This is a genomic window from Streptomyces sp. NPDC016845, assembly GCF_044332585.1.
Lineage (GTDB): Bacteria > Actinomycetota > Actinomycetes > Streptomycetales > Streptomycetaceae > Streptomyces.
In genome coordinates, this window is sequence record NZ_JBIRPI010000005.1 from 216,914 (window position 1) to 231,481 (window position 14,568).

General features: G+C 72.0%; 16 protein-coding genes. 3 read left to right on the forward strand and 13 right to left on the reverse strand.

What is annotated here, in order from left to right; genetic code table 11:
- Positions 1-63: 63 nt before the first annotated feature.
- Entirely contained in the window at positions 64-1,347 is a 1,284-nt protein-coding gene (locus ACH4RC_RS16885) for an adenylosuccinate synthase (protein ID WP_398200993.1), read from the reverse strand.
- Between the two features lie 172 nt (positions 1,348-1,519).
- Between ACH4RC_RS16885 and ACH4RC_RS16890 the strand changes: the two genes are divergently transcribed.
- Positions 1,520-2,374 carry a diacylglycerol kinase gene (locus ACH4RC_RS16890; RefSeq protein WP_398200995.1) on the forward strand — a complete coding sequence of 285 codons (855 nt, stop codon included), beginning with the start codon at positions 1,520-1,522 and terminating at the stop codon, positions 2,372-2,374.
- A 22-nt stretch (positions 2,375-2,396) separates the two neighbouring features.
- Here the strand turns inward: ACH4RC_RS16890 and ACH4RC_RS16895 are convergent, their stop codons facing one another.
- Together ACH4RC_RS16895 and ACH4RC_RS16900 are read right to left on the reverse strand one after the other, a co-directional pair.
- Positions 2,397-2,825: a MarR family winged helix-turn-helix transcriptional regulator gene (locus ACH4RC_RS16895; protein WP_398201582.1), complete on the reverse strand. Its 429-nt coding sequence runs from the start codon at positions 2,823-2,825 to the stop codon at positions 2,397-2,399.
- A 160-nt stretch (positions 2,826-2,985) separates the two neighbouring features.
- Complete coding sequence (locus ACH4RC_RS16900; RefSeq protein ID WP_398200997.1) at positions 2,986-3,591, reverse strand: Uma2 family endonuclease; 606 nt, start codon at positions 3,589-3,591, stop codon at positions 2,986-2,988.
- A 129-nt stretch (positions 3,592-3,720) separates the two neighbouring features.
- Between ACH4RC_RS16900 and ACH4RC_RS16905 the strand changes: the two genes are divergently transcribed.
- The gene (locus ACH4RC_RS16905) at positions 3,721-3,966 is read left to right on the forward strand and encodes a hypothetical protein (RefSeq protein ID WP_398201000.1); all 246 of its coding nucleotides are present in this window, start codon (positions 3,721-3,723) and stop codon (positions 3,964-3,966) included.
- Here ACH4RC_RS16905 and ACH4RC_RS16910 read toward each other — a convergent pair.
- From ACH4RC_RS16910 to ACH4RC_RS16925, 4 genes are all read right to left on the reverse strand, one after another.
- A complete protein-coding gene (locus tag ACH4RC_RS16910) occupies positions 3,932-5,149 on the reverse strand; it encodes a cytochrome P450 (RefSeq protein ID WP_398201002.1) in 1,218 nt (405 codons plus the stop codon). The genes ACH4RC_RS16905 and ACH4RC_RS16910 overlap by 35 nt on opposite strands.
- A gap of 19 nt (positions 5,150-5,168) precedes the next feature.
- Positions 5,169-5,834, reverse strand: coding sequence for a response regulator (locus tag ACH4RC_RS16915; protein WP_398201005.1), 666 nt, complete (start codon positions 5,832-5,834; stop codon positions 5,169-5,171).
- Entirely contained in the window at positions 5,831-7,180 is a 1,350-nt protein-coding gene (locus ACH4RC_RS16920; RefSeq protein ID WP_398201008.1) for a histidine kinase, read from the reverse strand. Before ACH4RC_RS16920 ends, ACH4RC_RS16915 begins: the two co-directional genes overlap by 4 nt.
- A gap of 82 nt (positions 7,181-7,262) precedes the next feature.
- Positions 7,263-8,138, reverse strand: coding sequence for an alpha/beta hydrolase (locus tag ACH4RC_RS16925; protein WP_398201011.1), 876 nt, complete (start codon positions 8,136-8,138; stop codon positions 7,263-7,265).
- 143 nt (positions 8,139-8,281) lie between these two features.
- On the opposite strand from ACH4RC_RS16925, the gene ACH4RC_RS16930 reads away from it, so the two are divergent.
- Positions 8,282-8,890 carry a TetR/AcrR family transcriptional regulator gene (locus tag ACH4RC_RS16930; RefSeq protein WP_398201012.1) on the forward strand — a complete coding sequence of 203 codons (609 nt, stop codon included), beginning with the start codon at positions 8,282-8,284 and terminating at the stop codon, positions 8,888-8,890.
- Here ACH4RC_RS16930 and kynU read toward each other — a convergent pair.
- From kynU to pyrE, 6 genes are all read right to left on the reverse strand, one after another.
- Positions 8,887-10,077, reverse strand: a complete 1,191-nt coding sequence (gene kynU / locus ACH4RC_RS16935) for a kynureninase (RefSeq protein ID WP_398201015.1) — start codon at positions 10,075-10,077, stop codon at positions 8,887-8,889. The genes ACH4RC_RS16930 and kynU overlap by 4 nt on opposite strands.
- Positions 10,078-10,099: 22 nt before the next feature.
- Complete coding sequence (locus ACH4RC_RS16940) at positions 10,100-10,978, reverse strand: tryptophan 2,3-dioxygenase family protein (protein ID WP_398201018.1); 879 nt, start codon at positions 10,976-10,978, stop codon at positions 10,100-10,102.
- A 146-nt stretch (positions 10,979-11,124) separates the two neighbouring features.
- Entirely contained in the window at positions 11,125-11,538 is a 414-nt protein-coding gene (locus ACH4RC_RS16945; protein ID WP_398201021.1) for a DUF3151 domain-containing protein, read from the reverse strand.
- 46 nt (positions 11,539-11,584) lie between these two features.
- Positions 11,585-12,745: a MalY/PatB family protein gene (locus ACH4RC_RS16950; RefSeq protein WP_398201023.1), complete on the reverse strand. Its 1,161-nt coding sequence runs from the start codon at positions 12,743-12,745 to the stop codon at positions 11,585-11,587.
- Positions 12,746-12,829: 84 nt separating this feature from the next.
- Positions 12,830-13,861: a class II fructose-bisphosphate aldolase gene (gene fbaA, locus ACH4RC_RS16955; protein WP_398201026.1), complete on the reverse strand. Its 1,032-nt coding sequence runs from the start codon at positions 13,859-13,861 to the stop codon at positions 12,830-12,832.
- 144 nt (positions 13,862-14,005) lie between these two features.
- Positions 14,006-14,560 (reverse strand): orotate phosphoribosyltransferase, encoded by a 555-nt coding sequence (gene pyrE / locus ACH4RC_RS16960; protein ID WP_398201029.1) that lies wholly within the window; start codon positions 14,558-14,560, stop codon positions 14,006-14,008.
- Positions 14,561-14,568: the final 8 nt, after the last annotated feature.

Consider the following 14,568-nt stretch of genomic DNA (forward strand, 5'->3'; position numbering starts at 1 on the left):
GGCCGTCTGACGCGTACGCCCCGGCCCGCGCGATGCGGACCGGGGCGTACGGAGAAGCGCCTTCTACAGGAAGGAGTTGATCTCGATCGTCTCGTCGCGGCCGGGGCCGACGCCGATGGCCGAGATCGGGGCGCCCGACATCTCCTCCAGGGCCTTCACGTACGCCTGCGCGTTCTTCGGCAGGTCGGCGAAGGTCTTGGCCTTGGTGATGTCCTCGGACCAGCCCGGCAGCATCTCGTAGACCGGCTTCGCGTGGTGGAAGTCGGTCTGCGAGTACGGGAGCTCCTCGACGCGCTTGCCGTCGATCTCGTACGCGACACAGACCGGGATCTGCTCCCAGCCGGTGAGGACGTCGAGCTTGGTGAGGAAGAAGTCGGTCAGGCCGTTCACACGGGTCGCGTAGCGGGCGATGACCGCGTCGAACCAGCCGCAGCGGCGGTCACGGCCCGTGGTGACACCGCGCTCGCCGCCGATGCGGCGCAGCGCCTCGCCGTCGTCGTCGAACAGCTCGGTCGGGAACGGACCGGCGCCGACGCGCGTCGTGTACGCCTTGAGGATGCCGATGACGCGGCTGATCTTCGTCGGGCCGACGCCGGCGCCCGTGCAGGCGCCGCCCGCGGTCGGGTTGGACGACGTGACGAAGGGGTACGTGCCGTGGTCGATGTCCAGGAGCGTGCCCTGGCCGCCCTCGAAGAGCACGACCTTGTCGTCGTCGAGCGCCTTGTTGAGGATCAGGGTGGTGTCGGCGACGTAGCCCTTGATCTGGTCCGCGTAGCCGAGCAGCTCCTCGACGACCTGCTGGACCTCGATGGCGCGGCGGTTGAAGACCTTGGTGAGGAGCTGGTTCTTGCCTTCCAGCGCCGCCTCGACCTTCTGGGTCAGGATCGACTCGTCGTAGAGGTCCTGGACGCGGATGCCCACGCGGTTGATCTTGTCGGCGTAGGTCGGGCCGATGCCGCGCCCGGTGGTGCCGATCTTGCGCTTGCCGAGGAACCGTTCCGTCACCTTGTCGACGGTCACGTTGTACGGCGTGATGATGTGCGCGTTACCGCTGAGCAGGAGCTTGGACGTGTCGACGCCGCGCTCGTTCAGACCGCTCAGCTCGGAGAGCAGGACCGACGGGTCGACGACGACACCGTTTCCGATGACCGGCGTGCACTCCGGCGAGAGGATTCCGGAAGGGAGGAGATGCAGCGCGTACTTCTGGTCGCCTACGACAACCGTGTGGCCGGCGTTGTTGCCGCCCTGATAGCGCACTACATAGTCCACGGAGCCACCGAGCAGGTCGGTGGCCTTTCCCTTGCCTTCGTCACCCCACTGAGCACCGAGCAGCACAAGTGCGGGCACAGGCGTACACCCCTTCCGGTCGGGGCATGTCCAAGGTCAGGGGCCGCAGCCACTGATGAATGCGTAAGCCTTGGGGTGCCCCGGAATAGACCAAGCCCCTGGCGCAATAGCGCAAGGGGCTCTTGCACCAAGATGCTACCCGAGGAAGCGAGGCAAGGCCGAGGTGGCGGCTTTGGAACGACCGGCTGACCGGACGGACGAGGGGCTGTCGCGGCAGGTTCTGGTGCTCGTGGACCCCCTCGCCCGGCGCGCGGACGGGGAGTCCGTGCGGATCGCCAAGGATGTGCTGTGCGCGGGCGCGGCGGCCCGCGTGTGCCTGCCCGAGGGACCGGAGGAGTTTGCGAAAGCGCTGGCCAGGCGGGGTGCACGGCGCCCCGTGGTGATCGGTGACGACCGGGCGCTGCTGCGCGCGGTCTCGCTCCTGCACCGGGAGCGGGAGCTGTCCGGAGCGGTGCTCTCGATGATCCCGGTCGGGGGCGCGGTGGCGCTCGCGCGCTCCCTCGGGATTCCGTCCGGGGCGGTCGCGGCGGCGCGCGCCGCGCTCGACGGGGCGGAGCGCCGGCTCGATCTCCTGGTCGACGACAGCGACGGCGTGGTCCTCGGTGAGCTGCGCATCCCGCCGCTCACCCAGCCGCCCACCGACGCGGAAGCCGCGGACGGCGCCGCGCGGCCGTGGCTGCGCACCTGCCGCTCCCTGGTCCGCACGCTCGCGCCGCGCCCCGCCCGTCCCACGGGGCAGGCCCCCGGCCCGCCGGCCCGGCTGCGGATCGAGGCGGACGGCGCGACCCTCCTCGACCTCGACCAGCCGGTGCGGCACGTCTCGGTGGGCCCCGCGACCGGCACGGGCCTCGCCCGCGTCGAGATCCACCGGACCCCGGACGCGCCTCCGCTGCGCGCTTCGGCCCGCACGATCACGGTGACCGGCCCCGACTTCCGCTACCGCACGGACACGGTCGCCATCGCGGGGCCGGTCCGGCGGCGGATGTGGACGGTGCGGGAAGGGGCCTGGAGGCTGGCGCTGCCCTGAGGCGCGCAGGCGCGGTGCGGGTTCAGGAACCGTCGGGCCGGGGCCACGGGCGGCCCTCCAGGTCCTCGATCGCCCGGTTCAGGCGCTGGAGGCTCGCCGCGAAACCGGCGACCTCGCCCTCGGTCCAGTCGGCCATGAGGCCGCCGATCACCTCGACGTTCAGGCGGCGGTCCTCGTCGAGGCATTTGGCGCCCTCCTCCGTGACCCGGAACTTGCGGGCGATGCCGCCGTCCGGGTCCGGGATGCGCTCGACGAGCCCGGCGCGGAGCATCGCGGCCGTCTGCCGGTTCAGCGTCGAGGCGTCCAGGCCGAACGCCTCGGTGAGCCGGCCGATCGACATGGGGCCGTCCAGCTGGATCCGGCTGAGCAGGATGTACGCGCTGCGGTCCAGGCGCCAGCGGTCGGATCTGGCGCGGGAGCCGAAGAGGTAGCCGTGCCGGCTGAGCAGCATGGTCTCGAACTCGACCCGCCACGCGGTCCCGCCCTCGGCCGCGCCGTCCACGTCACCCACTCCGGCTGTCCGCCTCTCTCCGATATGCCTGCTCAGCAGGTATATCAAGCGGGCGGCACCGGCCGACAGCGCGCTCGGACGGCCATCGGCGGGGCCCCGGTCAGCGTACGTACCGCTTCAGCTGCTCGGTGTCCAGCTCGATGCCGACCGGGTCGGGCAGCGTGACGCGCTCACCGAAGAGCGCGGTGTGGGTGTCGCGGTAGCGGGAGTGCTCCGGGTCCGGGCCGCTGTGCACGACGACGGTGCCGGCGTCCCGGTCCACCAGCAGGTACACCGGGATGTCCGCCTCGGCGTAGGCGGCGGGCTTCTCCACCCGGTCGCGGGCGTGCGTGTCGGAGTCGTAGGACGTGATCTCGACGGTCATGAGGACGCCTTCGGCGTCGGCCCAGTTCCCCTGCCCGACGAAATGGTCCACGGGAGCCAGCACGCCGTCGGGCTCCGCCCTGCCCTTGCGGTACGCCTCGACCTTGAGCCCCAGGGTGGGGAGCAGGTTGAGGTCCGGACGTGCCTGCATGCACTGCCGGACCAGCCACATGATGAGTTCGCTGTGATTTCCGTCCGTCACGCCCTTGATCCCGATTCGTCCGTTGATGAACTCCAGCCTGACGGCCTCGGTCTCCTTGGCGGAGACCGCGGCGATCTTCTCGAATTCATCCACGGACATCGGGGATGTCTCGGACGTCGTGCGCTCGGCCATAACCGTCATGGTGCCCTCCTTTCCAGGCGTGCACCAGCGTCGTCGAAGCGGACACGCGGGCACATCCGTTCACCCGACGATCATCCGTATGAGTGGCCGCCCGGAAACCACTGACGTGGATCACGCGTCCGTCCAGACATGGGACAACGCACGGAAGCCGCCCTCGGCTGCCTCACCGTCCTCGCCGGGACCGGGGGCGGGCTCGGGGTGTGGTGGGCGCGGGCGCAGGGGCGGGTCAACCGGTTCGAGCAGGGCCCCGACTGGCGGGTGTTCGTCGTCGATCTGCCGGTCTGTTTCGGCGGCGGAGCCCTCGCCGGAGCCCTCGGCGGTGTCCTGCTGCACCGGCTGCTCAGAGCGCGACGGGCAGACCCTCAAGCCCCCTGATCACGAAGTTCGGCTTACGGGACGGCTCCGCCGCGAGGCGCAGCGCCGGGGCCTGGCTGAGCAGGGCGCGCAGCGAGGCCGCCAGTTCCATCCGGGCCAGGGGCGCGCCGATGCAGTAGTGGATGCCCGCGCTGAAGGAGATGTGGGGGTTGTCGGCGCGGGTCAGGTCGAGGCGGGCCGGGTCCGTGAAGACCGCCAGATCGTGGTTGGCCGAGCCGAAGAGGAGGGCGACCTCGGAGCCGCGGGGGAGGGTGACGCCCGCGAACTCGATGTCGTCGAGCACCCAGCGCTCGAACAGCTGGAGCGGGGTGTCGTAGCGCATCAGCTCCTCCACGGCGCGCGGGACCAGGGCGTGGTCCGCGCGGAGCGCCGCCAGTTGGCCGGGGTGGCGGAACAGGGCCCACCAGCCGTTCACCGTCGAGTTGACGGTGGCCTCGTGGCCCGCGTTCAGGAGCAGGACGCAGGTCGAGATCAACTCCTGTTCGGTGAGGCGGTCGTCGTCCTCGTCGTGGGCGGCGATCAGCGCGGAGACCAGGTCCGTGTCGGTGGGGGCGCTGCGGCGGGACGCGATCAGGGCCCGCAGGTACTCCGTGAACTCGACCGACGCCCGCACCGCCGCCCGCGCCGTCTCCTGCGGCGGATTCAGCTCGTACATGCCGCAGATCGCCGCCGACCAGGGGCGCAGGAGCGGGCGGTCCGCCTCCGGGATGCCGAGCATCTCCGCGATGACCGCGACCGGGAGGGGTTCGGCGACCGCGGTGAGGAGGTCGCCGCCGCCGTCCGCGACGAGGCCCGCGACCAGTTCTCCGGCCAGCTTCTCCACGTAGGGCCGCAGCTGTTCGACCGTACGCGGGGTGAACGCCTTGGAGACGAGGCGGCGGATGCGCGTGTGGTCCGGGGGTTCGAGGTCGAGCATGCCGTGGTCGTTGAGGGTGTGGAACGGCTCGTGTTCCACCGGCGGCGGGGTGCGGCCGAAGTCCTCGTGCGCGAAACGGTGTCGGTAGGTCCGGCCGAGCCTCCGGTCCCTCAGCAGCGTCGACACGTCCGCGTGGCGCGGGATCAGGTACTGGCGCGTGGGCTCGAACCAGTGGACCCGGCCGGCCTCGCGCAGCGCCGCGTACGCGGGGTACGGGTCGGCGACGAAGGCCGGGGACCACGGGTCGAAGGCGGTGGCAGCATCCATGGCGGGACGCTAGCCCCGCTCAGCCCGGCGTGACCAGACGTGCCTCGTAGGCGAATACGGCCGCCTGCGTGCGGTCGCGCAGGCCCAGCTTCACCAGGACCCTGCTCACATGCGTCTTGATCGTCGACTCGGCGACGACGAGCCGCTCGGCGATCTCCGCGTTCGACAGGCCCTGCGCGATGAGGACCAGGACCTCCGTCTCGCGGTCGGTCAGCTCCCCGTACGCCTGGGGGTTCTGCACGGCGGGCAGCTTCGGCGTCTTCGCGAGTCTCGAGAACTCGGTGATCAGACGGCGGGTCACGGAGGGGGCGAGGAGCGCCTCGCCGCTCGCCACCACCCGTACCCCGTCGGCGAGTTGACGCGCCGACGCGTCCTTCAGCAGGAAGCCGGACGCGCCCGCGCGCAGCGCCTGGTACACGTACTCGTCGAGGTCGAACGTGGTCAGGACGAGGACCTTCGCGCCCTCGTCGGCGGCGACGATCTCACGGGTCGCCTCGATGCCGTTCAGCTCCGGCATGCGGATGTCCATGAGGACCACGTCGGGGCGGAGCTCGCGGACCTTGGCCACCGCCTCGATCCCGTTGACCGCCTCGCCGACGACCTCGATGTCCGGCATCGCGCCGAGCAGGACCGAGAAGCCCTCGCGCACCATCATCTGGTCGTCGGCGATGAGAACCCTGATCATGCGTCCGCCCCGGTGATGTCGTCGGCCTTCTCGGGGAGCCGGACCGCGACCGGCACGAAGACCAGGACCTCGTAGCCGCCGTCCGCCGTCGGCCCCGCCGTCATCTCGCCGCTGAGCATCGAGACGCGCTCGCGCATGCCGGTGATGCCGTGCCCGGCGCCGGGCGAGGGCTTGGCGAGGGCGTTCGGTGCGCCGTTGACGACGCGCAGGCCGATGCCGCCGAGCACGTACGACACCTCGACCGCCGCCTGCGCGCCGGGCGCGTGGCGCAGGGTGTTGCTGAGCGCCTCCTGCACGATCCGGTACGCCGACAGCTCGACGCCCTGCGGCAGCTCGCGGACGGCGCCGGTCACGGCCTTGGTGACGGTCAGACCGGCCTCCCGCACGTTCTCCAGGAGCTTGTCGAGGTCGGCGAGCGTGGGCTGCGGGGCGTCCGGCGCCTCGTAGTCCTCCGCCCGTACGACGCCGAGGACGCGGCGCAGTTCGGTCAGCGCCGCCACCGCGTTCTCCCGGATCGTGACGAAAGCCTGCTCGAGCTCGGGCGGCGGGTTCTCGACCCGGTAGGGCGCCGCCTCCGCCTGGATCGCGACGACCGACATGTGGTGGGCGACCACGTCGTGCAGTTCGCGGGCGATGTTGGTGCGCTCCTCCAGCAGCGTGCGCCGGTCGCGCTCGACGGCGGTGACCGTGCGCTCCTGGACAACCTGGCGCCGCGTCGTGCGGTTGGCCTGGACCAGGGTGACGATCGCGACCGCGACTCCGGCGAACACCAGCACCGGGACCGAGTCACCGGAGTCCAGGCCGCCCATCAGCTCCCCCGCGAACGCCGAGTACACCGCGCTGAGCGCCCACATCCAGGCCGCCGTACGGGGCCGGGTGCGCGCCGCGACCACCACCATCACGGCCGTGTGCCCCGCGATGCTGCCGGCCGCCCACGGATAGAGGTTGCCGCTGGTCACCATGGTGAGGACGGGGGCCGCCGCGAGGGAGACCCAGAAGGCGAGGACCGGCCGCAGCAGGGTGAGCGCCACCGGCACCGCCGCGACGAGCCCCGTCAGGACGGCGACGGACGCCTCGCCGTAGAGGCTGCCGCTCGCCAGGCCCACGAAGAACGTGATCAGGGCCAGGGCCAGCACCACGGCGTGCGGGAAGTGACCCAGGCGCTTGCGCGCACGGCGCGGGAACAGCCGGGCCCACGGCCCGTCCGTGGCCGCCTCGGACAGCGGGCGGTACGCGCGCACGTCGCGGAACAGGTCCTCGCGCAGCCCCCGCAGCGCCGACTGCGCGAGGCTGAACTCGGGGCTGCGGTCCCTGGGCGCCCCTGAGGTGGTGGTCGTCTCGGTCATACCCCGACGGTACGGGCCGCCGCGGGGCCGGGTCGTCCCCAGCGAGACGGGTCCCGGCCGTCCGCCCTGAGTACTACCCGGGTCACCAGGCGAGCTGCGCGATCTCCTCCGCGACCACCGCGCACGCGTCCGCCGCCGGGTCGATCAGCGGGAAGTGCCCGACCCCCTCCAGGAACGTGACGCCGACGACCTCGCCCGCCCTGGCCGCCGCGTCCGCGTACGCCTCGGCGACGGCGAACGGCACGGTCGTGTCCGTACGGCCCTGGACGAGGGTGGTCGCGATGCCGGTGGGCAGCAGCCGCGCCGGATCGGCGTACGGAAGCCGCGCCTCTGACAACTCGCCCTCGCCGCCCAGCAGTTCCGAGGCGGCTCCCCCGCACAGGCCGAGCTTCTGCGCGAGCCCGAGGTCGGCGACCGGGGCGAGCGCCACGACACCGCGCAGGGCGGGCGCCGCCGGAGTGCGCCACGGCGAGTCCGCGGGCAGGACGTGCCGGGCGGCGGCCCACAGCGCGAGGTGGCCGCCCGCCGAGTGCCCGGTGACCACGGTGCGCCGCGCGTCCGCCGAGGGCAGGTGCTCGGCGACTAGCGCGGGCAGCGCGTCGAGCGCGGCGGCCACGTCGTCGAAGGTCTCGGGCCAGCGCCCGGCCACCGGACTCTTCGCACCCTGTCGCGGGAGCGGCCGGCCGCGCCGGTACTCCACGCTCGCGACGGCGAACCCGCGCCGGGCCAGGAAGCCGGCGAACGGACTCAGGTGCGCCCGGTCGAACGAGGCCCGCCACGCGCCGCCGTGCAGCACTACGACGAGCGGGGCCCCGGTCGCGCCGTCGCGGGGCGCGTAGAGGTCGACGACCTGGTCCGGGTGGTCGCCGTACGCGGCGGTGACGTCCGGCGGGACCGCGGGGTGCGAGAAGGCCGACGCCTCCTCCGCCTCGTCGTGCGCGGCGGCTTCGTCCGGCATGCTCCCAACCTCTCGACGTCGCGACGTGAGTGCGTGAAAACCTGGTGACCCAGGAAGTAAGCGGACGCTACCAGGCCGATGACGTGCGCCGACACGTACAGTGACCGAATAAACGGTCCTGCTGTGCCGTTACCCTGCCTGTCATGAGCAGCGACCCCGAACCCGGCACGCTCCGTCCCGGCGGCCGCACCGCCCGTGTCCGCGCGGCGGTGCTCGACGCCGCCGGCGACGTCCTCGCCGAGGAGGGCTTCGACCGGCTCGACCTCGCCGACATCGCGCGCCGCGCCGACGTCGGCAAGACCACGGTCTACCGGCGCTGGTCCTCCCCCACCGGCCTGGTCGCCGACCTGCTCGCGCAGATGGCGCAGGAGTCGCTGCCCCGCACGGCGACCGGCACCCTCCGCGGCGACCTCACCGCCAACGCAAAACTCGTGCGGCGCACCCTGGCCGACCCGCGCCAGGGCCCACTGTTCCGCGCGGTGATCGCCGCCGCCACCTGCGACGAGCGGACCGCCGACGCGCTGCGCCAGTTCTACGAGGTCCGGGTCGCCGAGTGGGCGCCGTCCGTCGAAGAGGCGGTGGAGCGCGGTGAGCTGCCCGCCGGGACGGACGCGGCGGAGGTCGTCCGGGCCGTGTCCGCGCCGCTCTACTACCGCCTCCTCACGACCGGGACCGCGCCCACCGAGGCGGACGCGGCCCGTGCGGTGGCCGCCGCGGTGGCGGCGGCCGAGGCGGGCGTGTACGCCGTCTAGCCGAGCGTCTCCGCCAGCACCTTCGCCGCCCGCTCCACCTCCGCGAACCCCAGGTACAGCGGCGTGAACCCGAACCGCAGCACGTCCGGCGCCCGGAAGTCACCGACGACACCCGCCGCGATGAGCTTCTCCATGACGGCGCCCGCGTCCGCGCACCTGAGCGCCACCTGGCTGCCCCGCTCGGCGTGCGCGGCCGGGGTCACCGGCTCCACGCGCCCCGCGGGCACGTACGCCTCGACGCACTCCAGGAAGAAATCCGTCAGGGCGAGTGACTTGGCGCGCACGGCGCCGACGGACACCTCCGGCCGCGACCAGACCTCGAGAGCCGCCTCCAGAGCCAGCATGGACAGGATGTCCGGCGTCCCGACCCGTCCGCGCACCGCGCCCTCGGCGGCCTCGTACTCCGGCCGCATCCCGAACGGCTCGGCGTGCGAGTTCCAGCCCGGCAGCGGCGAGTCGAAGGCGGCCTGGTGCTCGCCGCGCACATACAGGTACGCGGGCGCGCCCGGCCCGCCGTTGAGGAACTTGTACGTGCAGCCGACGGCCAGGTCGACCCCGTGCTCGTCGAGCCCGACCGGCAGCGCGCCCGCGCTGTGGCACAGGTCCCAGACGCTGACGGCCCCGGCGGCGCGGACAGCCGCCGTGAGGCCGGGCAGGTCGTGCAGGCGGCCCGTGCGGTAGTCGACATGGTTCAGCAGCACGGCGGCGGTACGGGCGCCGAGCGCGTCCGGCACCTCACCGGCGGCCACCGCCCGCACCGTGCACCCGGTCATCCGGGCCGCCGACGCCGCGATGTAGCCGTCCGTCGGGAAGGTGGCGGCGTCGACGAGTATCTCGTCGCGCCCCTCACCGGCGAGGCGCACCGCGCCCACCAGCGCCTTGAACACGTTCACGCTCGTGGAGTCGCCGACCACGACCCGGCCGGGAGCGGCGCCCACCAGCGGGGCGATCAGGTCACCGATCCGTTCGGGCGCGGTCCACCAGCCGGACTCGGTCCAGGACCGGATGCGCAGCTGACCCCACTCGCGGCGCACGACGTCGTCGAGTCGGCCGGGGACGTTGACGGGCAGCGCGCCGAGCGAGTTCCCGTCGAGGTAGACGACGTCGTCGAGCACGAAGCCGTCGCGGACAGCGGCCAGTCGGTCGGCCGCGTCCAGCGCCCGCGCCCGCTCTCGCAGATCAGACACTCGCAGATCAGGCACTCGCAGATCAGACATGGGACCTCGCCGTCCACAGCTCGGGGAACACGTTCTTCTGCGCGCGCTTCTCCAGCCACGCCACTCCGGCGGAGCCGCCGGTGCCGGTCTTGGCGCCCATGGCGCGGCGCGTGGCCACCAGATGGTCGTTGCGCCAGCGCCACACCAGCTCGGCGACGTCGGTCAACGCCTCGCCGAGCCGCGCGAGTTCGGAGCTCTCGTCGCCCGCGTACAGCGCCGTCCAGACGGCCTCCACCTCGGGCGACGGCTCATAGCGCTGCGACACGTCCCGGTTGAGGACGGAGCGCGGGACGCGGTGGCCGCGGCGGTCGAGGAGGCGCAGCACCTCGTCGTAGAGGCTGGGCTCGTGCAGCGCCTTCTCCAGCTCGTCGTGGACGCGGGGCGCGCCGCGGTGCGGCACCAGCATCGACGCGGACTTGTCGCCGAGCAGGAACTCCATGCGCCGGTACATCGCCGACTGGAATCCGGAGCCCTCACCGAGGGAGGACCGGTAGGAGTTGAACTGGGCCGGGGTGAGCCCGGCGAGCGGCCGCCACGAGGCGTTCAGCGCCTCCAGTTCGCGGCGCGAGCGCTTGAGCGCGGCGACGGCGGTCGGCACGTCGTCCTGGGTGAGCGCGCGGGCGGCGGTCTCCCACTCGTGCACGATGACGGTGAACCACAACTCCATGACCTGGGTCGTCACGAGGAACACCATCTCGCCGGGGTCGTCCGAGCGCAGGTGCTGCAGGTGGGTGAGGACATCGGCCTGGACGTAGTCCTCGTAGGGCGTGGTGCCCGCGAAGTCGAGATGCGGTGCGTCGGGGGTGTCCGCCGCTGTGGAGGTGCCCGTCGCCGTGGAGGTGTGCTCTCCGTGATCCGCGTCGTGGGACATCACTGTCTCCTGATGTGTACTCCGGGTAGCGGTCCGCCCTGCCGTTACCGGCACGGGGCCCCGGTCCCCGCCTCGCATCCTTCACAATCGTCCCCCGGAACGGCAAGGCCCGCCTGGCCACAGGCGGGCCTCACCTACGGTGACGGCTAGCCGAGGGTCTGCGCCGCCGCCGGGGACGAGTCCTTCAGGAACGTCGAGCAGCGCTCGTACTCCTCCTGCTCGCCGATGGAACCGGCCGCCCGCGCCAGGGCGTGCAGGGCGCGCAGGAAGCCGCGGTTCGGCTCGTGCTCCCACGGCACGGGCCCGTGACCCTTCCAGCCGCTGCGCCGCAGCGCGTCGAGCCCGCGGTGGTAGCCGGTACGGGCGTACGCGTACGACTCGACGACGCTGCCCCGCTCGTACGCGGCGTCGGCGAGCTGCGCCCAGGCCAGCGAGGAGGTCGGGTACTTCGCGGCGACGTCGGCCGGGGGAGTGCCGCCGGCGAGCAGCTCGCGCGGCTCCGGGTCGTCGGGCAGGTGGGTCGGGGGCGGTCCCCCGAGGAGGTTCTCGTGAAGGCTCATGGTTTCCAGTCTGCGCCATCCGGGCGGCTGTCCTCCACGCCGGTGATCAGTCACGCCCCGTGACGGTGCGCAGGGCCCGCACGAGCGCTTCGATGCCGGCCTCCGCCTTGCTCCGCGGACAGCCGAGGTTGAGCCGGACGAAGCCGGGCGCCCCGTACGTCCCGCCCGGCATGACGGCGACCTTCTCCTGCTCGACGAGGACGCGCTGCAGTTCGTCGTCGGCGGTGACGCCGAGCGGACGCAGGTCGATCCACGCCAGGTAACCGGCTTGCGGAGTACGCCACTTGAGCTGCGGGAAGGCGGCGTCGAGTCGCTCCTCCAGGAGCCGCAGACTGCCGTACGTGTACGCGCGCAGGGCGTCCAGCCACGCGCCGCCCTCGCGGTACGCGGCGATGTGGGCGGTGAGCGAGAGCACGGCCGGGGAGGCGAGGCCCTCACCGGTGTTCATACGGCGCACGAACTCGGCATGGTCGTCCGGGTCGTCGATGAACCCGTAACTGCCGCTCAGCGCGGGGAAGTTGAAGGACTTGGTGGCCGAGGTGACGAGCGCCCAGCGCAGCCCGTCGGCGTACCGGGTCCACGGCAGGTGCGTGTACCCGTCGTGGGTGAGGTCGGCGTGGATCTCGTCGCTGATCACCGCGACGTCGTGGGTGCCCGCCAGGTCGGCGAGGCTGCGCAGCTCGGCGTCGGTCCACACGTGCCCGGTCGGGTTGTGCGGCGAGCAGAGCAGGAGAACACGGCTGTCGGGCCGTGCCAGTTCGCGTTCGAGGCCGATCCAGTCGTCGACGCCGACGGTGCGCATGTCGCGGCCGAGCCCGGTGATGGCCTTGCGGAACCCGTCGTAGGTCGGCCCGTGCAGGACGACGCCGTCCCCCGGCCCGGTCCACATCCTCAGCAGCTGCGATATCTGGTTGAGGACGGACGGCCCGTACACCAGCCGGTCGGTGTCGACCTCGGTGGCGTACCGGGTGCGGAACCAGTCGCGGATCGCCCCACGGAAGTCCTCGTGCCGCCAGTCGGTGTAGCCGAGGACGCCGTGCGCGAGGCGGGCGTTCAGGGCGGCGAGCACCTCGGGGGCGCACGCGAAGTCCATGTCGGAGATGGTGAACGGCAGCAGGTCGGGGACCGGGAAGCGGTCCGTGATGCCGTCCCACTGCACGCACCAGGTGCCGTGCCGGTCGACGGGTGTGTCGAAGTCGTACGTCACTGAAAGGCACCTCCGGGCATGGCACGGGCCCGGCACCCCGGGAGAAGCGGGAGCGCCGGGCCCGTGCACGGGCTGGAACAGGTGTTACTTGATGCGGGTGCCCGTCGAACGCAGGCTCTCGCAGGCCTCGACGATGCGGGCGGTCATGCTCGCCTCGGCCTTCTTGCCCCACACGCGCGGGTCGTACGTCTTCTTGTTGCCGACCTCGCCGTCGACCTTCAGGACGCCGTCGTAGTTCTCGAACATGTGACCGGCGATGGGCCGGGTGAAGGCGTACTGGGTGTCGGTGTCGAGGTTCATCTTCACGACGCCGTTCTCGAGCGCGGTGCGGATCTCCTCCAGGGTGGAGCCCGAGCCGCCGTGGAAGACGAAGTCGAACGGCTTGGAGCCGGCCGGCTTGCCGTACTTCTCGGCGATGCCGGAGTTCAGCTCGGCGAGCAGGTCGGGGCGGAGCACGACGTTGCCCGGCTTGTACACGCCGTGCACGTTGCCGAACGAGGCGGCGAGCAGGTAGCGGCCCTTCTCGCCCAGGCCGAGCGCCTCGACGGTGCGGACCGCGTCGTCGACCGTGGTGTAGAGGTTGTCGTTGATCTCGTGCGAGACGCCGTCCTCCTCACCACCCGTCGGGGTGATCTCGATCTCGAGGATGATGTTCGCGGCCTTGGCCTTGGCGAGCAGCTCCTCGGCGATGGTGAGGTTGTCGGCGAGGGTCTCGGCCGAGCCGTCCCACATGTGCGACTGGAACAGCGGCAGGCCGCCGTTCTTGACGCGCTCGGCGGAGATGTCGAGCAGCGGGCGCACGTAACCGTCCAGCTTGCCCTTGGGGCAGTGGTCGGTGTGCAGCGCGATCTTGTTCGAGTAGCGCGCGGCGGCGACGTGCGCGAACTCCGCAAGCGCCTCGGCGCCGACGACCATGTCCTTCACGCCCTGGCCCGAGAGGTACTCGGCGCCACCGGTCGAGATCTGGATGATGCCGTCGCTCTCGGCCTCGGCGAAGCCCTGGAGAGCCGCGTTGAGGGTCTGCGTCGACGAGACGTTGATGGCCGGGTAGGCGAACTTGCCCGCCTTGGCCCGGTCGAGCATCTCGTTGTACTGATCCGGGGTTGCGATGGCCATCTGCCGACTCCTCGTGAAGCGCGCGATTGCGGGTTTGGGTAGTTCAGGTGTCCCGACCGGTGGTCCGACCCTCACCAAGCACCATGGGGTGACATCATCGTCGCCCCCATCCTTCCAGACTTGTGCGAGAGCCGGGCCGCGGGCCTAGTCCAGGCCCAGTTCGTCCTTGCCGAACGCGTACAGGTACGGGACCCCGGCGCCCTCGGTGATCTTCTCGGCGGCGCCGGTCGCGCGGTCCACGATCGTCGCGACGGCGACGACCTCGGCGCCCGCCGCCCGGACGGCCTCGACGGCGGTCAGCGGCGAGCCGCCGGTGGTGGAGGTGTCCTCGACGACGAGCACGCGGCGGCCCTTGATGTCCGGACCCTCCACCTGGCGCTGCATGCCGTGCGCCTTGGCGGCCTTGCGGACGACGAACGCGTCGAGCCGCTGCCCGCGGGCGGCGGAGGCGTGCAGCATGGCACCGGCGACGGGGTCGGCCCCCATGGTCAGCCCGCCCACCGCGTCGAACTCCAGGTCCTTGGTCAGATCGAGCAGCACCTGCCCGACCAGCGGGGCGGCCTCGCCGTCGAGGGTGACGCGGCGCAGGTCGATGTAGTAGTCGGCCTCGAGCCCGGAGGAGAGCGTCACCTTGCCGTGCACCACGGCCTTGTCCTTGATCTGCTGGAGCAGCGCCGCGCGCACGTCGTTCGTCGTCATGGCTACGA